This window comes from Kitasatospora sp. NPDC101183 (genome assembly GCF_044767945.1).
In the GTDB taxonomy this organism is placed as follows: domain Bacteria; phylum Actinomycetota; class Actinomycetes; order Streptomycetales; family Streptomycetaceae; genus Kitasatospora.
This window is the reverse complement of record NZ_JBIWOW010000009.1, coordinates 29,062-47,071: the sequence shown is the minus strand read 5'-3', so window position 1 is coordinate 47,071 and position 18,010 is coordinate 29,062. Positions and strand designations below refer to the sequence as shown.

Annotated in this window: 19 protein-coding genes; 6 read left to right on the top strand and 13 right to left on the bottom strand. The window is 73.9% G+C overall.

Going from position 1 to position 18,010, the window contains the following annotated elements; translation table 11 throughout:
- Positions 1 to 90 precede the first annotated feature (90 nt).
- A complete protein-coding gene (locus ACIRRS_RS14400) occupies positions 91 to 747 on the bottom strand; it encodes a hypothetical protein (protein WP_402969813.1) in 657 nt (218 codons plus the stop codon).
- 324 nt (positions 748 to 1,071) lie between these two features.
- Between ACIRRS_RS14400 and ACIRRS_RS14395 the strand changes: the two genes are divergently transcribed.
- The 3 genes from ACIRRS_RS14395 (at position 1,072) to ACIRRS_RS14385 (ending at position 2,310) form a co-directional block, all read left to right on the top strand.
- A complete protein-coding gene (locus ACIRRS_RS14395; RefSeq protein WP_350507669.1) occupies positions 1,072 to 1,416 on the top strand; it encodes a rodlet layer protein in 345 nt (114 codons plus the stop codon).
- Between the two features lie 76 nt (positions 1,417 to 1,492).
- Positions 1,493 to 1,837, top strand: a complete 345-nt coding sequence (locus tag ACIRRS_RS14390) for a rodlet layer protein (protein WP_402969810.1) — start codon at positions 1,493 to 1,495, stop codon at positions 1,835 to 1,837.
- A gap of 206 nt (positions 1,838 to 2,043) precedes the next feature.
- Positions 2,044 to 2,310, top strand: coding sequence for a hypothetical protein (locus tag ACIRRS_RS14385; RefSeq protein ID WP_402969807.1), 267 nt, complete (start codon positions 2,044 to 2,046; stop codon positions 2,308 to 2,310).
- A gap of 61 nt (positions 2,311 to 2,371) precedes the next feature.
- Here the strand turns inward: ACIRRS_RS14385 and hemB are convergent, their stop codons facing one another.
- The 7 genes from hemB to ACIRRS_RS14350 all read right to left on the bottom strand — a co-directional run bounded on the left by hemB (position 2,372) and on the right by ACIRRS_RS14350 (position 9,755).
- Positions 2,372 to 3,352, bottom strand: a complete 981-nt coding sequence (gene hemB / locus ACIRRS_RS14380) for a porphobilinogen synthase (protein WP_402969804.1) — start codon at positions 3,350 to 3,352, stop codon at positions 2,372 to 2,374.
- 63 nt (positions 3,353 to 3,415) lie between these two features.
- Entirely contained in the window at positions 3,416 to 5,068 is a 1,653-nt protein-coding gene (locus ACIRRS_RS14375) for a uroporphyrinogen-III synthase (protein WP_402969801.1), read from the bottom strand.
- Positions 5,069 to 5,141: 73 nt separating this feature from the next.
- Positions 5,142 to 6,170 (bottom strand): hydroxymethylbilane synthase, encoded by a 1,029-nt coding sequence (hemC, locus tag ACIRRS_RS14370; protein WP_402969798.1) that lies wholly within the window; start codon positions 6,168 to 6,170, stop codon positions 5,142 to 5,144.
- A gap of 41 nt (positions 6,171 to 6,211) precedes the next feature.
- Positions 6,212 to 7,555 (bottom strand): glutamyl-tRNA reductase, encoded by a 1,344-nt coding sequence (locus ACIRRS_RS14365; RefSeq protein ID WP_402969795.1) that lies wholly within the window; start codon positions 7,553 to 7,555, stop codon positions 6,212 to 6,214.
- A 25-nt stretch (positions 7,556 to 7,580) separates the two neighbouring features.
- On the bottom strand, positions 7,581 to 8,480 hold the full coding sequence (locus ACIRRS_RS14360) for a redox-sensing transcriptional repressor Rex (protein WP_402969792.1): 900 nt from the start codon (positions 8,478 to 8,480) through the stop codon (positions 7,581 to 7,583).
- Positions 8,481 to 8,581: 101 nt separating this feature from the next.
- Positions 8,582 to 9,328 carry an exonuclease domain-containing protein gene (locus ACIRRS_RS14355; RefSeq protein WP_402969789.1) on the bottom strand — a complete coding sequence of 249 codons (747 nt, stop codon included), beginning with the start codon at positions 9,326 to 9,328 and terminating at the stop codon, positions 8,582 to 8,584.
- A 151-nt stretch (positions 9,329 to 9,479) separates the two neighbouring features.
- Positions 9,480 to 9,755, bottom strand: a complete 276-nt coding sequence (locus ACIRRS_RS14350) for a glutaredoxin family protein (RefSeq protein WP_402969786.1) — start codon at positions 9,753 to 9,755, stop codon at positions 9,480 to 9,482.
- Positions 9,756 to 9,848: 93 nt separating this feature from the next.
- On the opposite strand from ACIRRS_RS14350, the gene ACIRRS_RS14345 reads away from it, so the two are divergent.
- From ACIRRS_RS14345 to ACIRRS_RS14335, 3 genes are all read left to right on the top strand, one after another.
- A complete protein-coding gene (locus ACIRRS_RS14345) occupies positions 9,849 to 10,829 on the top strand; it encodes an HAD family hydrolase (RefSeq protein ID WP_402969783.1) in 981 nt (326 codons plus the stop codon).
- A 592-nt stretch (positions 10,830 to 11,421) separates the two neighbouring features.
- Positions 11,422 to 12,195, top strand: a complete 774-nt coding sequence (locus tag ACIRRS_RS14340; protein WP_402970459.1) for an ECF subfamily RNA polymerase sigma factor, BldN family — start codon at positions 11,422 to 11,424, stop codon at positions 12,193 to 12,195.
- A gap of 270 nt (positions 12,196 to 12,465) precedes the next feature.
- Positions 12,466 to 13,758 carry a DUF5667 domain-containing protein gene (locus ACIRRS_RS14335; protein ID WP_402969780.1) on the top strand — a complete coding sequence of 431 codons (1,293 nt, stop codon included), beginning with the start codon at positions 12,466 to 12,468 and terminating at the stop codon, positions 13,756 to 13,758.
- Positions 13,759 to 13,809: 51 nt separating this feature from the next.
- Here the strand turns inward: ACIRRS_RS14335 and ACIRRS_RS14330 are convergent, their stop codons facing one another.
- The 5 genes from ACIRRS_RS14330 to ACIRRS_RS14310 all read right to left on the bottom strand — a co-directional run bounded on the left by ACIRRS_RS14330 (position 13,810) and on the right by ACIRRS_RS14310 (position 17,986).
- A complete protein-coding gene (locus tag ACIRRS_RS14330; RefSeq protein ID WP_402969777.1) occupies positions 13,810 to 14,817 on the bottom strand; it encodes a lysophospholipid acyltransferase family protein in 1,008 nt (335 codons plus the stop codon).
- A 7-nt stretch (positions 14,818 to 14,824) separates the two neighbouring features.
- Positions 14,825 to 15,916: an NAD-dependent epimerase/dehydratase family protein gene (locus ACIRRS_RS14325; RefSeq protein WP_402969774.1), complete on the bottom strand. Its 1,092-nt coding sequence runs from the start codon at positions 15,914 to 15,916 to the stop codon at positions 14,825 to 14,827.
- A 148-nt stretch (positions 15,917 to 16,064) separates the two neighbouring features.
- Entirely contained in the window at positions 16,065 to 16,163 is a 99-nt protein-coding gene (locus tag ACIRRS_RS14320; RefSeq protein WP_182446382.1) for a 30S ribosomal protein bS22, read from the bottom strand.
- A gap of 190 nt (positions 16,164 to 16,353) precedes the next feature.
- Complete coding sequence (locus tag ACIRRS_RS14315) at positions 16,354 to 16,563, bottom strand: helix-turn-helix domain-containing protein (protein ID WP_045699258.1); 210 nt, start codon at positions 16,561 to 16,563, stop codon at positions 16,354 to 16,356.
- A gap of 226 nt (positions 16,564 to 16,789) precedes the next feature.
- On the bottom strand, positions 16,790 to 17,986 hold the full coding sequence (locus tag ACIRRS_RS14310) for an acetoin utilization protein AcuC (RefSeq protein WP_402969769.1): 1,197 nt from the start codon (positions 17,984 to 17,986) through the stop codon (positions 16,790 to 16,792).
- Positions 17,987 to 18,010: the final 24 nt, after the last annotated feature.

The following is an 18,010-nucleotide window of genomic DNA, read 5'->3' as shown; positions in this document are numbered from 1 at the left end:
GTCACGTGGAAGGGCCGGACACCCGAGCGGGGTGGCCGGCCCTTCGCCGTACTTCGCCGTACGAGGAGTCAGAGCTGGGTCAGAGCCGGGTCAGAGCTGAGTCAGGTCCGTCAGGCCGGACTGCTGGACCACGCCCGTGGTGGTCGCGGTGGCGGTGGTGGCCAGGTCGTTGACCTTGTCCGTGACGGAGATCCGCTCGTCGTCGCCGCCGAGGCTCGCGCTGGCCCCGGGGACGGCCTGGACGGCGCCGGTGACCAGGCGCGGGTCCACCTCGTCCACCTTGAGCCGGCCGTCCGCGAGCTGCCCGGTGCCGTCCTGGACGAGGGAGAGCGGCTTGCCGACGGCCACGCCGGGGGTGTCGGCGTGCAGCGGCGCGGACGGGGCGTCCAGCAGCACCTGGCCGAGGTCGGCGCCCTGGTCGACCAGCGGCAGGGGCAGCTCGGCCTTGGCGCTGGGGCCGACCCGGCCGGTGCTCAGCTGCGGGAGGAGGTGGTCGGGGACGAGCTCCGTGCTCGTGGTGCGGCCGGGCGCGGGCGGCATGAGCAGCGAGGCCGGGATGCCCGCCTGGAGGTGGCTGCCGAGCGGCGCCAGCGGGATGTCCGCGGGGACCTGCTGGGTCGCCAGCTTGTCCTCCAGGGCTCCGACCTGGTCGGCACCGACCGGGGCCGCGGAGGCCGCTCCCTGGGAGGCGAGCACGCCCGCACCGACCGCCAGCAGCATCGCGCCGGCCCGCTTGGAGAACTTCATGCTTTTCACCGTTCTGCCTGTCCGTACTGGAGATCTATTCGTACCGATGGAACGTGTGCGCGCATTGCAGCGCGCACGCGATCGGAAAGCCATCCGCTTCAACGAGCGGCCGGGCGTACGGATTGCGGGCGTTAACCGGTTCGGCTGAATAATCCGACCGGAAACCACCCCCGGACGCGCCTCCCGGACTCATTTCAAAAATCCCCGTAACCTTCCGTGCCGTCATTCTTTGATCTGGACGTCAGTGACTGCAGACCGGGTCTGGGCGTTCTACGCGTTGTACGCACGGAAACCGAAGAGAGCATTTCAGAGAGGGATCTCCCCATGATCCAGAAGTCCTTCGCCGCCGCCGGCCTGGCCGTCGCCGCGCTGGCCGGCGCCGCCGCGCCCGCCTCCGCCATCGGTGACGCGGACGGCGCCGCCGCCTCGATCGAGGGCAACGGCGGCACCAACTTCACCGGCACCGTCGGGAACAACAGCCCGAACTTCCACTTCCTGGACAACGCGAACGTCTGCCTCCCCGAGATCCACAACATCGCGGTGGGCGTGCTCGGCGTGGCCGTCCCGGTCGAGGTCCCGATCGCCAACAGCGGCGGCAAGCAGTACTGCACCCAGGGCCAGGGCACCCAGAGCCACGGCGACGCGGGCGTGTCCCACCTGGTCGGCTGACGCTCCCCCAGCCGCACCGAACCTTCTGACCACCTTCGAATCGCTCCCCGATTCACCCTCGAGAGGAAAACCGGAAATGATCAAGAAGTCCCTCGCCGCCGCCGGCCTGGCCGCCGCCGCCATCGCGATGTCCGCCGGCTCGGCTTCCGCCATCATCGACTCGGACGGCGCCGCCACCTCCGTTCAGGGCAACGGCGGTACCAACCAGACCGGCACCCACGGCAACGGCAGCCCGAACTTCCACACCCTGGACAACGCCAACATCTGCCTGCCGGAGGTCCACAACATCGCCGTCGCCGTCATCGGCGTCGCGGTTCCGGTCGAGGTGCCCGTCCTGAACAGCACCCCGAAGCAGATCTGCAACGTCGGCCAGAACACCCAGTCGTCGGGCGACGCGGGTGTCTCGCACCTGATCGGCTGATCCAGGCGCACGGTACGGACGGAGGGCCCGGGGAGGAAGGTCTCCCCGGGCCCTCCGGGCTTGTGACGAGGTGTCCGGCCGGGCCTGCGGTCCGACCGGGTGACCGTCCGTCCGGCCCGGCGCGTGGGGCGCCGGGCCCGACGGACGGGTGTGATCACGTGTCAAGGGCGCCCGCCCGGGCGCCCTTCGAGAGAGAGGGCAGTTCCATGAAGAGCACGCTGGCCAAGGCCGCGCTCACCGCCACCGCCGCGCTGGCGATCGCCGGTGCCGCCACCCCGGCGTTCGCCCACACCGGCCTCCTGGGCGGCGGCCAGTTCGTCGCCTCCGCGCACGACCCGTTCGCGGCCGCCGAGGGCTTCGGCATCGCCCACACCTCCAACACCGCCGCCGGCGCCATCGGCGGCTTCGCCGCCACCAGCACCGACGTGATGGGCGGCATCGAGGGCTTCGCGCACACCAACGGCTGGAAGTAACGGCCCCGGTACGACGGAAGGGCCCCTCCGCCGAGCGGAGGGGCCCTTCCGGCCGTGCGCGCTACTTGAGCATCGCGGCGGCCTCGACCGCCCAGTAGGTGAGGATCTGCTCGGCGCCCGCGCGGCGGATCGAGGTGAGCGTCTCCATGATCATCCGCTCGCGGTCGATCCAGCCGTTCGCGGCGGCCGCCTCGACCATCGCGTACTCGCCGGACACCTGGTAGGCGGAGACCGGCACCGGGGAGGCGTCGGCGACCTGGCGCAGGATGTCCAGGTAGGCCATGGCCGGCTTGACCATCACCATGTCCGCGCCCTCGGCGACGTCCTGCTCCAGCTCCCGCAGCGCCTCGCGGGCGTTGGCCGGGTCCTGCTGGTACGACTTGCGGTCGCCCTTGAGCGAGGAGCCGACGGCCTCGCGGAACGGGCCGTAGAACGCCGAGGCGTACTTGGCGGTGTAGGCGAGGATGCCGGTGTCCTGGTGCCCGGCCTCGTCCAGCGCCCGCCGGACGACGGCGATCTGGCCGTCCATCATGCCGGAGGGGCCGACCAGGTGGACGCCCGCGTCGGCCTGCACCCGGGCCATCTCGGCGTAGCGCTCCAGGGTGGCGTCGTTGTCCACGCTGCCGTCGGCGGCGAGCACGCCGCAGTGGCCGTGGTCCGTGTACTCGTCCAGGCAGAGGTCCGACATGACCACCAGGGAGTCGCCGACCTCGGAGACCACGTCGCGGATCGCCTGCTGGAGGATGCCGTCCGGGTTGGTGCCCTCGCTGCCGGTCGCGTCCTGCACCTCGGGGACGCCGAAGAGCATCACGCCGCCCAGGCCCGCCTCGGCCGCCTCCACGACGGCCTTGCGCAGCGTGTCCCGGGAGTGCTGGACGACCCCGGGCATCGAGGTGACCGGCACCGGCTCGCTGACGCCCTCGCGGACGAACAGCGGCAGGATCATCTCCGCCGGGTGCAGCCGGGTCTCGGCGACCAGGCGCCGCATCGCCGGGCTCTGACGCAGCCGGCGGGGGCGGACGTACGGGAATTCAGCGGACACGGCTTCTCTCTCCGAACGGTCGGGCAGCACCGGGGGCGGTGGTCACCGCCCCCGGCTCCTACATCAGCGGGCGGCCTTGCGGCGCGAGCCCGGACGGCGCTCGCTGGGCCGGTAGACCGGCTCGCCCGCGGCCGTCGCGGTGTCGCGGCGCTTGGCCCCGAAGTCTGCCAGCGCCTGGGCCAGCGCGGCCGCCGACGGCGCCGGGGCCATCACGTCGACCCGCAGGCCGTGCTCCTCGGCGGTCTTGGCGGTGGCCGGGCCGATGCAGGCGATGACGGTCACGTTGTGCGGCTTGCCGGCGATGCCGACCAGGTTGCGCACCGTCGAGGAGGAGGTGAACAGGACCGCGTCGAACCCGCCGCCCTTGATCGCCTCCCGGGTCTCGGCCGGCGGCGGCGAGGCGCGCACCGTCCGGTACGCCGTCACGTCGTCGACCTCCCAGCCCAGCTCGACCAGGCCGGCCACCAGGGTCTCGGTGGCGATGTCGGCGCGCGGCAGCAGGACCCGGTCGATCGGGTCGAACACCGGGTCGTACGGCGGCCAGTCCTCCAGCAGGCCGGCGGCGGACTGCTCGCCGGAGGGCACCAGGTCGGGCTTCACGCCGAAGTCCACCAGGGCCTGCGCGGTGGTCTCGCCGACCGCCGCGACCTTGATCCCGGCGAAGGCCCGGGCGTCCAGGCCGTACTCCTCGAACTTCTCCCGGACGGCCCGGACGGCGTTCACCGAGGTGAAGGCGATCCACTCGTAGCGGCCGGTGACCAGGCCCTTGATGGCCCGCTCCATCTGCTGCGGGGTGCGCGGCGGCTCGACCGCGATGGTCGGCACCTCCTGCGGCACCGCGCCGTACGAGCGCAGCTGCTCGGACAGGCCGTGGGCCTGCTCCTTGGTGCGCGGCACGAGGACGTTCCAGCCGAACAGCGGCTTGGTCTCGAACCACGAGTGCGAGGCGCGGTGGGCGACCTGCTCGCCCACCACGGCTATCACCGGGGTGGCCGGGTCGACGGGGGCCGAGACCGGGGAGGGCAGCACCCGGGCGGCCTTGAGGTCGGCGGCGATGCCCGCGAGGGTCGAGGCGAAGGTGCGCTGACGGGTCGTGGTGCCCGAGAGCGTGGCGCTCAGCGCCGAGTCGGCCGTACGGCCGCCGGCCACCAGCGCGCTCGCGGTGGCGGGCAGCTGGCCCAGGGTGGTGCGCACCACCAGGGTCGTCGCCGCGGAGCCGAGGTCCACCGGGCCGCCGGCCAGCAGCGCGGCGGCCTCGACGAAGCGCAGGTCGGCGCCGGCCGCGCCGCGCAGCGGGACGCCCGCGTACGCCGGGACGCCGACGGACTGGGCGACGCCCGGGATCACCTCGAAGGCGATCCCGTCGCCCGCGCAGCTGAGCATCTCCTCGGCGGCGCAGCCGTCCAGGCCCGGGTCGCCGTCGACGGTGCGCACCACGTGCTTGCCGGAGCGGACGGCCTCGCCGACCAGCTTGGCCAGATCGAAGTCGGCGCCCTCGGCGGCCGGGTTGTGCACCTGGACGGAGGCGGGGCAGTGGCTGCGCACGGCGACGGCGGTCAGCGGGTCGGCGACCAGGACGTCGGCGGTGGCCAGCACCTCGACCGCCCGCAGGGTCAGCAGGCCGGGGTCACCGGGGCCGGCGCCCAGGAAGGTGCACCGCCCGGTGGCGGGCTGCCCTGCCGGGAACAGGGCGTCGGTGGCGGCGGCGGGGCTCATGCGCCCACCTCGCTGTGCTCGGCGGTCGCTTCGCGAAACGCGCACCTCGTCATGATTCGCTCGCTTCGCTCGCTCATCGGGCTCGCTCCCCCATCAGGGCGGCCGCGCCCCCGGCGAGCAGCCGATCGGCGAGCGCGTGGCCGAGGGCCCGCGCCTGCTGCTCGGCGGTCTCGTCGAGGACGATCGGACCGTTGGCGGACATCTTCAGCAGGGCGGAGCCGTCGGGGTCGCCGACCACGCCGTCCAGCCGCAGTTCGTTCTCCCCGGCGTCCCCGGCCTCTCCGGCCCAGGTGGCCAGTGCGGCGACCGGGGCCGAGCAGCCGGCCTCCAGGGTCGCCAGCAGGGCGCGCTCGGCGGCCACGGCGACCCGGGTGGGGGCGTGGTCGAGGGCGGCGAGCGCGGCCGTCAGGTCGGTGCGGGCGGCGGTGCACTCGATCGCGAGCGCGCCTTGACCGGGGGCCGGGATCATCAGGTCCGGGTCGAGGTGCTGAGCGATCTCGGTGCTGCGGCCGAGCCGGTTGAGGCCGGCCGTGGCGAGCACGACGGCGTCCAGCTCGCCGGAGGCCACGTAGCCGATCCGGGTGTCCACGTTGCCGCGGATCGCGACCGTCTCCAGCTCGGCGCCGCGGGCGACGGCCCAGGCGTTGAGCTGGGCCATCCGGCGCGGGGAGCCGGTGCCGATCCGGGCCGGGCGCCCGGCGCCGGCCAGCTTCTCGACCAGCTCGTCCAGGGTCAGGCCCTCGGCGGCGACCAGGGCGTCGCGGACGTCCTCGCGCACGGGGACGGCGGCCAGCGCCAGGCCCTCGGGCGCGGCGGTGGGCAGGTCCTTGAGCGAGTGCACGGCGAAGTCGATCCGGCCCTCCAGCAGCGCGTCGCGCAGCGCGGAGACGAACACGCCCGTGCCGCCGATCTGCGCCAGCGCCTCGCGGGAGGTGTCGCCGTAGGTGGTGATCTCGACCAGCTCGACGGGGCGCCCGGTGACCCTGGTCACCTCGCGGGCCACCATGCCCGACTGGGCCATGGCCAGCGCGCTGCGCCGGGTGCCGAGCCGCAGGGGGGCGGAGTCGGCCGGGGCCTGCTCCGTGATCGCTTGACCATTCATGAGGTGATCGTCCCGGTGGTACTCGTGGGATGGCTGACGGTTCATCTGGTGCCCCCGGCGGAGGGCTGGGGCGCGGCGCCGCCGACCGGCGTGCCCGACACGGCGTGCACGGCCGCGGGGTCGAGGTCGAACAGCTCGCGCAGGGCCTCCGCGTAGGAGGCGCCGCCGGGTTCGGCGGCCAGCTGCTTGACCCGGACGGTCGGGGCGTGCAGCAGCTTGTCGACGACGCGGCGGACGGTCTGGGTGATCTCGGCGCGCGAGCGCTCGTCGAGGTCGGGCAGCCGGGAGTCCAGGCGGCCCAGCTCGGCGGCGACCACGTCGGAGGCCATCGAGCGCAGCGCGACGACGGTCGGCGCGATCCGGGCGGCGCGCTGGGCCGCGCCGAAGGCCGTCACCTCGTCGGCGACGATCCGGGTGACCTGGTCGACGTCGCCGGCGCCGGGGGTGGCGGCGTGGGCGTGGGAGAGGCTCTCCAGGTCGACGAGCAGGGCGCCGTCCAGCTCGTGCACGGCCTGGTCGACGTCGCGCGGCATGGCGAGGTCGAGCAGGGCGAGGGGCTCGCCCCCGCCGCGCAGGGCGACGGCGGCGGCCACGTCCTCGGCCTTGATCACCGTGCCGGCCGCGCCGGTGCAGGAGATCACCAGGTCGACGTCGGCCAGGGCCTCGGGCACCTTGGCGAGGTCCAGGGTGCGGGCGACCTCCGGGCCGAGGATCTCGACCAGGCGCTCCGCGCGCGCGGGCGTGCGGTTGGCGACCAGCAGGTCGGTGACGCCGGAGCGGACCAGGGTGGCGGCGGCCAGCGAGCTCATCGAGCCGGCGCCGACCACCAGGGCGCGCTTGCCCGCGATCTCGCCCGCGCCGACGGCGACCTGCTCCAGGCCGAAGGTGACCAGGGACTGGCCGGCCTTGTCGATGCCGGTCTCGCTGTGGGCGCGCTTGCCGACCCGCAGAGCCTGCTGGAACAGCTCGTTGAGGCCGCGCCCGGCGGTGTGCTCGTCCTGGGCCTTGGCCAGGGCGTCGCGCAGCTGGCCGAGGATCTGGCCCTCGCCGACGACCATCGAGTCCAGGCCGCAGGCCACCGAGAAGAGGTGGTGGACGGCGCGGTCCTCGTAGTGGACGTACAGGTGGGAGGTCAGCTCCTCCAGGTCCACCCCGCTGTGGTGGGCCAGCAGCAGTGACAGCTCGGCGACGCCGGCGTGGAACTTGTCCACGTCCGCGTACAGCTCGATCCGGTTGCAGGTGTTGAGCAGCGCGGCCTCGGCCACCGTCGCGGTGGCGGCGGCGTCGTGCAGCAGACGGGTCGGGACCTCACCCGTCAGCGCGGCGCGCTCCAGCACGCCGACCGGAGCCGTGCGATGGCTCAGTCCGACGACGAGAAGACTCATGCCCGCCCCCAGCGGCTCTCGGTGTTCATGCGGGCATCACCGCGGAGAGGTCCCCCTCGCCGCCCTTGGCGCTCTTGCCCTTGGCCTGCTCGGCCTGGTCCTTGCCCGCCGGCTCGGCGGCACTGCGGGGCTTGCCGCTGCCGCCGGCCGCCCGCCTCAGCTTGGCGGCTGCCGCTCGGACGGGGCCGGGAGCGCGGTCGAGGACGGACTCGGTGCGGTCCGGCTCCTCCCCGGCCTTGCGCTGCTCGTGGAAGGCGAGGATCTGCAGCTCGATGGAGAGGTCCACCTTGCGCACGTCGACGCCGTCCGGGACGGTCAGCACCGTCGGCGCGAAGTTCAGGATGCTGGTGACGCCGGCCTCGACCAGGCGGTCGCAGACCTGCTGGGCGGCGCCGGGCGGGGTGGTGATGACGCCGATGGAGACGTGCTGGGACTCGACGATCGACTCCAGCTCGTCCATGTGCCGCACCGGCAGGCCGGCCGCCGTGGAACCGACCACGTTGGGGTCGGCGTCCAGCAGGGCGGCGACGCGGAAGCCGCGGGAGGCGAAGCCGCCGTAGTTGGCGAGCGCGTGGCCGAGGTTCCCGATGCCGACGATCACGACGGGCCAGTCCTGGGTCAGGCCGAGCTCGCGGGAGATCTGGTAGACGAGGTACTCGACGTCGTAGCCGACGCCCCGGGTGCCGTAGGAGCCGAGGTAGGAGAAGTCCTTGCGCAGCTTGGCCGAGTTCACGCCGGCCGCGGCGGCCAGCTCCTCGGAGGAGACGGTCGGCACCGAGCGCTCGGAGAGAGCGGTGAGGGCCCGCAGGTAGAGGGGCAGGCGCGCGACCGTCGCCTCCGGGATGCCCCGGGCACGCGAGGGTCGGCGCGCGGCGCCCTGGTCGGGCGTCTGCGAACTGCTCTGTGGTGATCGGCCGATTGCCACGGTGCTCCTGTGGGTGAAGCTGGGCTTTGGCAGCCAGGCTATGCGTTTGTGAACGTGTGCACAAAGATGGTGTCCGATTTGTCCCCACACAGTGATGCGCATCACGCCGTGGAGCCCATAGCACCGCACCGCGTCAGGACGACTGCCGGGGCCTGGGAACCGGGCAGCCACGGGCCGTACGGCGCCTCCCGGCGCACCAGGGGGACGGCGTCGCCGGACGGGCGGGAGCGGGCCCGGCCCAGCCGGGGCCAGGGCACCCCGGCGGCCTCGCGCAGCGGGACGGCCCAGTCCTCCGGCGGGCAGGACGGGGCGCCCAGGCAGTGCCGCAGCAGCTCCGCCGTCACCCGGGCGTCGCCCAGCGCCGTGTGCGCCGGGTACCAGCCCAGGCCCGCCGCCTCCACGCAGGCCGCCAGGCCGTAGCCGGGCGCCGGGGGCAGGTGCTCGCGGGCCAGCCGCATCGTGCACAGGAGGGGGACGGGCGGCAGCGGCACCCCGATCCGGGCGAACTCGCGGTCCAGGAACCCGTGGTCGCAGGAGACGTGGTGGCCCACCAGCACCCGGCCGGACAGCAGCTCCAGCAGGCGCGGGGCGATCTCGCGGAAGCGCGGGGCGCCCTCGACGTCGGCCTGGCGTATCCGGTGGACGTGGGTCGGGCCGACCGGGCCCAGCGGATCCAGCAGCGTCGCGAACTCGCCCTCGGGGCGCAGGCCCGCGTCCAGCAGCACCACGGCGATCTCCACCACCCGGTGCCGCCACGGGCTGCGGCCGGTCGCCTCCACGTCCACCACGGCGAAGCCCCGGGCCCCGGCGGGGGCTTCGGGCGTGCCGGAGGTCGGGCGGGGAAGCATGGCGGCACTCCTCGTGTGCTCAGCCCCCCATGGGCGCAAACGCGTTCGATCGTAAGCCGACGATGCCGCCCCGAACCAAGCCGGAACGGGGTGCCTTCGACAACGATTCGGCGAAGGCCCCCCGCCGGACGGCGGGGGCGATGATCCCTGGTCAGGCGCCGAGCGCCGCCCGCAGCCGGGCCTCGTCGACCCGCCAGAAGTCGTGCTGGCGGCCGTCGATCAGGGTCACCGGGATCTGCTCCCAGTACCGGCGGAACAGCTCCTCGTCCCCGGTGATGTCCTTCTCCTCGAAGGCCGCGCCCAGCTCCGCCGTCACCCGCAGCAGCACCTCGCGGGCCTCGTCGCACAGATGGCAGCCGGGCTTGGCGAGGAGGGTGACGGTACGGTCCTCGGGCTTGGGGGTCCTGCGTCGCAGCAAAGGGCTCACCGGAGCATTCTCCCGCGCCCGGAACCCCCCGTTCACCGCACCGGCACCGCTTCGCCACGGCCGCTCCCCGCCCGGCTGGCTATGCTCGGTGACATGGCCGTGCTCCGAAGGCTCACCCAGGCAAGGCGTTCCACCACCGAGCGGAGCGCCCTGGCGGGCGAGGCCGCGGCGGAGGCCGCCGAGGCCGCGCTGCGCGCCGCGCCGCAGCCCCTTCCGGACACCGCGGAGACACCCGCCACCGCCCAGGCACGCCGGGCGCCCAAGGCCCCCGCCGGGAACCACACCCCCGACCCGGACGACCCGCACGCCGCCGCCTTCTTCGACTGCGACAACACCATCCTGCGCGGCGCCGCGATCTTCTACCTCGGCGTCGGCCTCTTCCGCCGGGGCTTCCTCACCCGCCGCGACATCGCCCGCTTCGCCTGGCAGCAGGCACTCTTCCGGCTGCACGGCACCGAGGACCCGGACCACATCTCCGACGCCAAGCACACCGCCCTCGGGATCGTCGCCGGAAAGCCCACCGCCGACCTGGAGGCGATCTGCGAGGAGATCTTCGAACCGGTCGTGGCCGACAAGATCTGGCCCGGCACCCGGGCCCTCGTCCAGATGCACCTGGACGCCGGGCAGCGGGTCTGGCTCGTCACCGCCGCGCCGCTGGAGGTCGCCCGGATCATCGCCCGCCGCCTCGGCATGACCGGCGCGCTCGGCACCGTCGCCGAGGCCCGGGACGGCCGCTACACCGGCCGGCTGGTCGGCGAGATGCTGCACGGGCCCGCCAAGGCCGCCGCCGTGCGCGCGCTGGCCCGGCGCGAGCGGCTGGACCTCGACCGCTGCGCCGCGTACAGCGACTCGGCCAACGACATCCCGATGCTCTCGCTGGTCGGCCACCCGTACGTGGTGAACCCGGACGGCGCGCTGCGGCGCCACGCCCGGGCCCAGGGCTGGCGGGTGCGGGACTTCCGCACCGGGCGCCGGGCGGCCCGGGTCGGGCTGCCGGCGGCGGCCGCGCTCGGGGTGCTCGCCGGGGCGGCGGCGGCCGGCGTGGCGCTGCACCGGCGGCGCCGGCGGGGCTGAACTCCCGCCTCCGGCACGACTCCGACGGTCAGGCCCTCTCCCCCGGACGGGCGACGAGGCGTCAACAGGACCCGTTTTCCGCCCCCTCGTACGGGCGAACTCCCGCCCCCACCAGGCAATTCACCCCGCACTGCGCGAAGCTGTCGGCCGGTGACCGGTTCTGATCGTTCGCCAGGCCGGGAAAGTCAGGGGTTGCCGAGCCCCAAGGCTGGGAAACCGCCCGCCACAGCGCCGAATTGGTCACCCTGGGCGCCCGTTCGATCACGTTGAGCCGGATGAACGATGACATCTCCGGTCAGTGTCAGCCGAATATGCGCATCAAGTGGATCTCAAACGACCACTTCGACCACACGGTGTAGCTGTCATTGCACAAAGCGTTATTCTCTCCTGGATGCGCGTCACCCAACCGCCCCGCTCGAACGGGCGGAACGGGACGTGCTCTCCGCGCAGGCGGAGGTGATCCGTCCACAGTTCTGCCTCTGGGAGTCCCGTGTACCCACCCGTCCGGAACGACGCGCCTGCACCCTCCCGCCCGTCGTCCGCGCCCCTGCGCCCCCGCACCGGTCAGCGCGGCCGACCGGCCGAGCGGCAGATCTCCACCGGCCTCGACCTGCTGCGCACCCTGCTGCGCACCCAGCTCGTCGCCACGCCCCAACTCGTCCCCGCAGGAGCCGCGTTCGGCCCCCAGCCCGGCCCGGGCCTCGCCCTGCGCACCACCGCCGCGGGCTCCGCCGGCACCGGCTCGCGCAGCCGCACCGGCACCACCGGCCTCGGGCGCGGCCGCACCCGCACCGCCCCCAGCCCCGGGTACGAGACCGAGCACAACCCGATCATGGAGCTCGTCGAACGGGCCCAGAACGGCGAGAGCGACGCCTTCGGCCGGCTCTACGACCACTACGCGGACACCGTCTACCGCTACATCTACTACCGGGTCGGCAGCCGGGCCACGGCCGAGGACCTCACCAGCGAGACGTTCCTGCGCGCACTGCGGCGGATCGGCACCTTCACCTGGCAGGGCCGCGACTTCGGCGCCTGGCTCGTCACCATCGCCCGCAACCTCGTCGCCGACCACTTCAAGTCCAGCCGCTTCCGGCTGGAGGTCACCACCGGCGAGATGCTCGACTCCAACGAGTGCGAGCGCAGCCCCGAGGAGTCGGTGCTGGAGTCCCTCTCCAACGCCGCCCTGCTGGACGCCGTGCGCCGGCTCAACCCGCAGCAGCAGGAGTGCGTCACCCTCCGCTTCCTGCAAGGGCTTTCGGTCGCCGAGACCGCCCGGATCATGGGCAAGAACGAGGGCGCCATCAAGACCCTCCAGTACCGGGCCGTCCGCACCCTGGCCCGGCTGCTCCCGCCCGACGCGCGGTGAGGCGGCCGTGACCGAGGGCGCGATAGCCGGGCGCTCCGCCGACGGCCCGTCACCATCCGTGTGCGGCCGACACGTCCGGGTGAACGGTCGATCCGATGATCAGCCACGCGTAACCGACCGCCCGCACCACTCGTTGGCCAGCGTGCAAGCCACCACCGGGCATACCGTCAAGTCGAATTGCGACCTGTCACCCGATGGAGTGGCCTTGGCCCGCCGGGGCAACCGTCCGGCTGGCCGGGCAGTCGACAACGACGAAGGGAGGTGTGGCCCGTGACGGCAAACGTGCTGGAGCACCGACGGGCGAAGGCCTTCGCCGAGGCGCTGGAGGCCCACCAGACGGAGCAGCGCCGCACGGCCGGCGCCGAGACGGCCGACCCCGCCACCGGCGCCGGATCGGCCGCGATGGCCGAACTGGTCGGCGTGGCCGACGCGCTGGGAGCCCTGCCCGGTCCGGAACTCGACCACGAGGTCCGGACCGTCCAACGCGCCCAGCTGATGGCCGCGTTCGAGCAGGCCTTCGCCGGCGGAGGCGGCGCCACGGTGCCCCGCCAGCGCCGCCACCGCGCCGTCCGCACCGCGCCGCGCGGCCGCTGGAGCCGCCGGTTCGCGATCGGGGGCCTGGTCGCCGGACTCGCCGTCGGCAGCCTGGCCGGCGCCGCGGCGGCCAGCTCCAACGCCCTCCCGGGCGACACGCTGTACGGCATGAAGCGCGGCCTCGAAGGCCTCCGCCTCGACTTCGCGAACTCCGATTCCGAGCGCGGCCGGCTCCTGCTCGACAACGCCGCCACCCGCCTCGGCGAGGCCAAGAGCCTGGTCGGCCGCACCGACCACGCCGGCGCCCTCAGCCCGGCCACCGTCGACCAGGTCCGCCGCGCCCTGGACGACATGCACAGCGACGCCCTCAAGGGCCGCGACCTGCTGCGCTCCATCTACCGCAGCAACGGCTCGCTCGAACCGATGCGCGCCCTCGCCGGCTTCGCCCAGGACGAGGACGGCCGTTGGACGGAGCTGGAGGGCAGACTGCCCGTCCAACTCACCCAACAGGCCGACCTGGTGAACCGCCTCTTCGACGACATAAGCGAGGACGTCGCGCCCCTGCACCTGGCCCAGCCCGCCGCCAAGAGCGACGGACGGCCCGGCGACGGAGCGGGCGACGGCACCACCGGCCAGGCCCCCGGCACCTCCGCCGGCTCCCCGGCCGGCGCGGGCACCACCCCCGGCACCGACCAGCCCCAGGGCGGCGCGGGCTCCGCCGGCGCCGGAAACCCCGCCACCGGCGACCGCACCCCGGCCAACCCGGGCAACGGCGCCACCGGCAACGGCACCAAGGGCGGCGGCCTGCCGAGCGCCCTGCCCGGCGGCGCGGACGCCGTCAACGGCCTGGTGGGCAACCTCACCAACGGCCTCACCGGCGCCAAGCCCTCGCCCAGCACCGACGCGGCCCCGCCGCAGCCGCCCCAGGTCGCCACCCCCAACCCGGCCGGAGCGGCCCCGCCACAGGGCGTGGACGTGCCCCCGCTCATCCCGGGGCTGCTGCCCGGGCTGCGCATCCTCGGCGGCTGAAACCCGTACGGGCCCCGGTGGACGTTTCACCGGGGCCCGTACGGGTGCGGGTCAGAAGAACACCGAGCGGCGCTGCACCAGGAGTTGGTACAGGGAGTGCTGGATCGTCTCGCGCACCTCGTCCGCCAGGTCGAAGACCAGCATCGGATCGTCCGCCGCCTCCGCCGGGTACCCGTCGGTCGCGATCGGCTCACCGAAGCGGATCGTCCACTTCGTCGGCAGCGGCACCGCCCCGAGCGGGCCCAGCCACGGGAAGGTCGGCGTGATCGGCACGTACGGCAGGCCCAGCAGCCGGGCCAGCGTCTTCACGTTCCCGATCATCGGGTACGTCTCCTCCGCCCCGACGATCGAGCAGGGCACGATCGGCACCTTCGCCCTCAGCGCCGAGGCCACGAAGCCGCCGCGCCCGAAGCGCTGCAGCTTGTAGCGCTCCGAGAAGGGCTTGCCGATGCCCTTGAAGCCCTCCGGCCAGACCCCGACGACCTCGCCGCGCTCCAGCAGCGCCTGGGCGTCCTCGTTGCAGGCCAGGGTGTGACCGGCCTTGCGGGCCAGCTCGTTGATCCCCGGCAGCACGAACACCAGGTCGGCGGCGAGCATCCGCAGGTGCCGCTGCCGCGGGTGGTGGTCGTGGATGACGACCTGGGTCATCAGCGCGTCCAGCGGGATCGTCCCGGAGTGGTTGGCGACGATCAGCGCGCCGCCCTCGGCCGGGATGTTCTCGACGCCCTGGACCTCGATCCGGAAGTACTTCTCGGCCAGCGGGCGCAGCAGCGAGAGCAGCACCTCCTCGGTGAGCTCCCGGTCGAAGCCGAACTCGTCCACCTCGTAGTCGCCGGTGAGCCGGCGGCGCAGGAAGGACAGGCCCTCGGCGGCCCTGCCCTCCCAGCCCTTGCCCAGCACCCGGGTGGCCGCCGGGCCGAGCTGCCCGGACAGCGCCCCGCCCACGGCCGTGGCGATCCGGTCGGCCAGGGCCGGCGGCTCGGGGGTCGTCCAGCTCGGCGCGGACTCGATCGGGATGACCTTGGCCTCGCCCGGCGTGTTCTCGGCTGCGGCACTCATCGCGGGTTCAGCTCCTCGGGCTGCGGGGGCGGGTCGGTGCGGCCGGCTGCTCCGGCCCCAGCAGGGCGGACATCCGGTCGGTGAGGGCGGCCAGCCGCTCGGGCGGCAGGAGCCCGGGCCGCTGGGCGTCCGCGAAGTCGGCGAAGGCCTCCGGGGTGCCGAAGGCCGGGCGGTAGCCGAAGGTCTCGCGCAGCCGGGCGGTGTCCACGACCCGGCCGTGGGTGAGCAGCCGCAGCTGCTCGGGCGAGACGTCCACCAGCCGGGTCTGCCGGGCCAGGACGGCCATCCAGGAGACGGCGGGCAGCAGCAGCGGCAGCATGGGGCGACCGAGCCGGCGGGCGCACTGGGAGAGCAACAGCACGCCCTCCCCGGCCACGTTGAAGGTCCCGGTGTTGACGGTGCCGGGCTCCGGCTCGCCCGCGGCGCGGCAGAGCACGGCGACGGCGTCGTCCTCGTGGACGAACTGCAGCCGGGGGTCGTAGCCGAGGACGGTCGGCAGGACGGGCAGCCCGAAGTACTCGATGAGCGGGGACTCGGCGTCCGGGCCGACGATGTTGGCGAAACGCAGCACCGTCACCGCGACGTCCGGGCGGCGCCGGGCGAAGCCCCGTACGTACCCCTCGACCTCGGCCGCGTCCTTGGCGAAGCCGCCGCCGGGCTGGTCCTTGGGCTGCATCCGCTCGCTGAACACGGCGGGGTCCCGGGGCGCGGAGCCGTAGACGCCGGTGGTCGACTTCACCACCAGCCGCCGCACGCCGGGCGCCTTCTGGCAGGCGCCGAGCAGCTGCATCGTGCCGATGACGTTGGACTCCTTCACCGCGGAGCGGTTGGTGGAGCCCAGTCCGGTGGCGCTGACGCTCAGGTGCACCACGGTGTCCACCCGGTGCTCGGCGATCACCCGCGAGACGGCCGGGCGGCGCAGGTCCAGCTGGTGGAAGCGGTACGGGGCGGCCGGGCCCTGCGGCTCCTCCGGGGGGAGGCGGGGCGGCTGCACGTCCACGCCGACCACCAGGTCGACGCCCGGGCGGCGGCGGATCTCGGCGGCGAACCGGGCACCCAGATGGCGTGCCACGCCGGTGACGAGCACGACGACGCCCACGGTGCCACACCCCATTCCCTCGACCGAGCGGCCTGCGTGCACCGTACCGCGCCGCCCTGCCGGGCCGTGAAACGACATCGCCCGCCCTGGCCACGAGGGCCTGGGCGGGCGATGGGGGCGCTGGGCGCGCTAGGCGCGGCCGGGGCGCTTACTTCTTGTTGCGACGCTGGATACGCGTGCGCTTGAGAAGCTTGCGGTGCTTCTTCTTGGCCATACGCTTGCGACGCTTCTTGATGACAGAGCCCACGGAACAACCCTCGCTCACTGAGACTCTCGCCCTAGTGAGACGGAGTCCATACGACTGACGTGAGGGCCTAGCCTACCCGTCGGGTGCCCGGGGCCCTAAATCGCACTCCTGTGATCCGGGGAACGCCCGGGAAATCCACGGCGAACGGGCCCGGGCCCACTGGTGCGGACCCGGGCTCGAACGCCGCGGACTACGCGCTCTCGAGCCGCACGTAGGACTCCTTCAGGTACTCGTGCACCGCCTGCTGGGGCACCCGGAAGGAACGTCCGACCCTGATGGCCGGCAGCTCTCCGCTGTGCACCAGGCGGTACACCGTCATCTTGGACACCCGCATGACCGCGGCGACCTCCGCCACGGTCAGGAAGACGACTTCCTGCAGGGGGCGCTCGACGGAACTCATGACCATCACCCGACCCTTAACCCGTGTGCAAGGCACCGGCTTCCCCTCCGGTGACTCCACCGGCACACGTGTATCCCCAGAGTAGTTATGGGTGGTACCAGTGGGAAGAGGGGAGATGCAGTCCTCGTACGGTGAGAGATAGGACTGTTGCAGTACGTAGCCGCCCGGCGGATGGCCCCGGTCGGGGTACGCACCGCCCGGTCCCCCGGCGGCCGAAACGCCGTTTTCAGGCCAGCAGTCCGTGGTGGGGGAACACCGCGCGGCGGGCCGCCAGGATGGCCTGATCGAGTCGGTCGGCCGGATCGTAACCCGCGTCGAAGTCGCGCCAGGCGGGGCGCGCGCCGTCCGTCATGCGCAGGGGCGCGGGGCGGCGGGTGCGGCGGTAGACCTCGGCGCGCCAGGCCTCGGGGGTCTCGGTGGCGGGGTCGACGGGCCGGCCGGCGGCGGTGGCGACGAGGTGGGTCCAGGTCCTCGGGACGACGTCGACCACGGCGTAGCCGCCCCCGCCGGTGGCGACCCAGCGGCCGCCGGTCAGCCGGTGGGCGAGGCCGTGCAGTTCCTCGGCGATCAGCCGCTGGGCGTCGACGGTGACGGCGAGGTGGGCGAGCGGGTCCTCCAGGTGCGTGTCCGCGCCGTGCTGGGTGACCAGGACCTGCGGGCGGAAGGCTGCGAGCAGGTCGGGCACGAGGGCGTGGAAGGCGCGCAGCCAGCCCGCGTCCCCGGTGCCGGCGGGCAGCGGGAGGTTGGCGGCGGAGCCGGGGGCGGCCGGGCCGCCGGTCTCGGTGGACCAGCCGGTCTGCGGGAAGAGGGTGGCGGGGTGCTCGTGCAGGGAGACGGTGAGGACCCGGGGGTCGTTCCAGAAGGCCTGCTGGACGCCGTCGCCGTGGTGGACGTCCACGTCGACGTAGGCGACGCGCTCGGCGCCGAGTTCGAGCAGCCGGGCGATGGCGAGGGCCGGGTCGTTGTAGACGCAGAAGCCGGAGGCCCTGTCGGGCATGGCGTGGTGGAGGCCGCCGGTGAAGTTGACGGCGTGCGGGGTCTCGCCGCGCCAGACGGCCTCGGCGGCGGCGACGGACTGGCCGGCGATCAGCGCGGAGGCCGAATGGACGGCCGCGAAGCCCCAGTTGTCCTCCGTGCCGAGGCCGTGGCGGGGGTCGGAGAGCTCGGGGTGGGCGGCGGCGTGCTTGACGGCCTCGACGTACTCCCGGGTGTGCACCAGCCCGAGGGTGGAGTCCCCGGCGGGCGGGGCGGAGCGGACGCTCACCCCGGGGCCGGTGCTCAGGCCGAGGGCCTCGACCAGGCGCATGGTGAGCGCGAGCCGGGTCGGGTCCATCGGGTGGCCGGGGCCGAAGTCGTAGGCGGTGACGGCCTCGTCCCAGAAGAGGTGCAGGCCGCAGGGGGTGTCACGCTCGGCTTCGGGCATGGCCTCCACCGTAGCGGGTGGAGG

Bases quoted from the DNA above. Each gene is read 5' to 3' on its own strand.
- ACIRRS_RS14355 (WP_402969789.1), bottom strand. From the start codon at position 9,328: ATGCTTCCCCGCCCGACCTCCGGCACGCCCGAAGCCCCCGCCGGGGCC.
- ACIRRS_RS14330 (WP_402969777.1), bottom strand. From the start codon at position 14,817: ATGAGTGCCGCAGCCGAGAACACGCCGGGCGAGGCCAAGGTCATCCCG.
- ACIRRS_RS14385 (WP_402969807.1), top strand. From the start codon at position 2,044: ATGAAGAGCACGCTGGCCAAGGCCGCGCTCACCGCCACCGCCGCGCTG.
- ACIRRS_RS14365 (WP_402969795.1), bottom strand. From the start codon at position 7,555: ATGAGTCTTCTCGTCGTCGGACTGAGCCATCGCACGGCTCCGGTCGGC.
- ACIRRS_RS14315 (WP_045699258.1), bottom strand. From the start codon at position 16,563: ATGAGTTCCGTCGAGCGCCCCCTGCAGGAAGTCGTCTTCCTGACCGTG.
- ACIRRS_RS14395 (WP_350507669.1), top strand. From the start codon at position 1,072: ATGATCCAGAAGTCCTTCGCCGCCGCCGGCCTGGCCGTCGCCGCGCTG.
- ACIRRS_RS14310 (WP_402969769.1), bottom strand. From the start codon at position 17,986: ATGCCCGAAGCCGAGCGTGACACCCCCTGCGGCCTGCACCTCTTCTGG.
- hemC (WP_402969798.1), bottom strand. From the start codon at position 6,170: ATGAATGGTCAAGCGATCACGGAGCAGGCCCCGGCCGACTCCGCCCCC.
- ACIRRS_RS14345 (WP_402969783.1), top strand. From the start codon at position 9,849: ATGGCCGTGCTCCGAAGGCTCACCCAGGCAAGGCGTTCCACCACCGAG.
- ACIRRS_RS14375 (WP_402969801.1), bottom strand. From the start codon at position 5,068: ATGAGCCCCGCCGCCGCCACCGACGCCCTGTTCCCGGCAGGGCAGCCC.
- ACIRRS_RS14400 (WP_402969813.1), bottom strand. From the start codon at position 747: ATGAAGTTCTCCAAGCGGGCCGGCGCGATGCTGCTGGCGGTCGGTGCG.
- ACIRRS_RS14390 (WP_402969810.1), top strand. From the start codon at position 1,493: ATGATCAAGAAGTCCCTCGCCGCCGCCGGCCTGGCCGCCGCCGCCATC.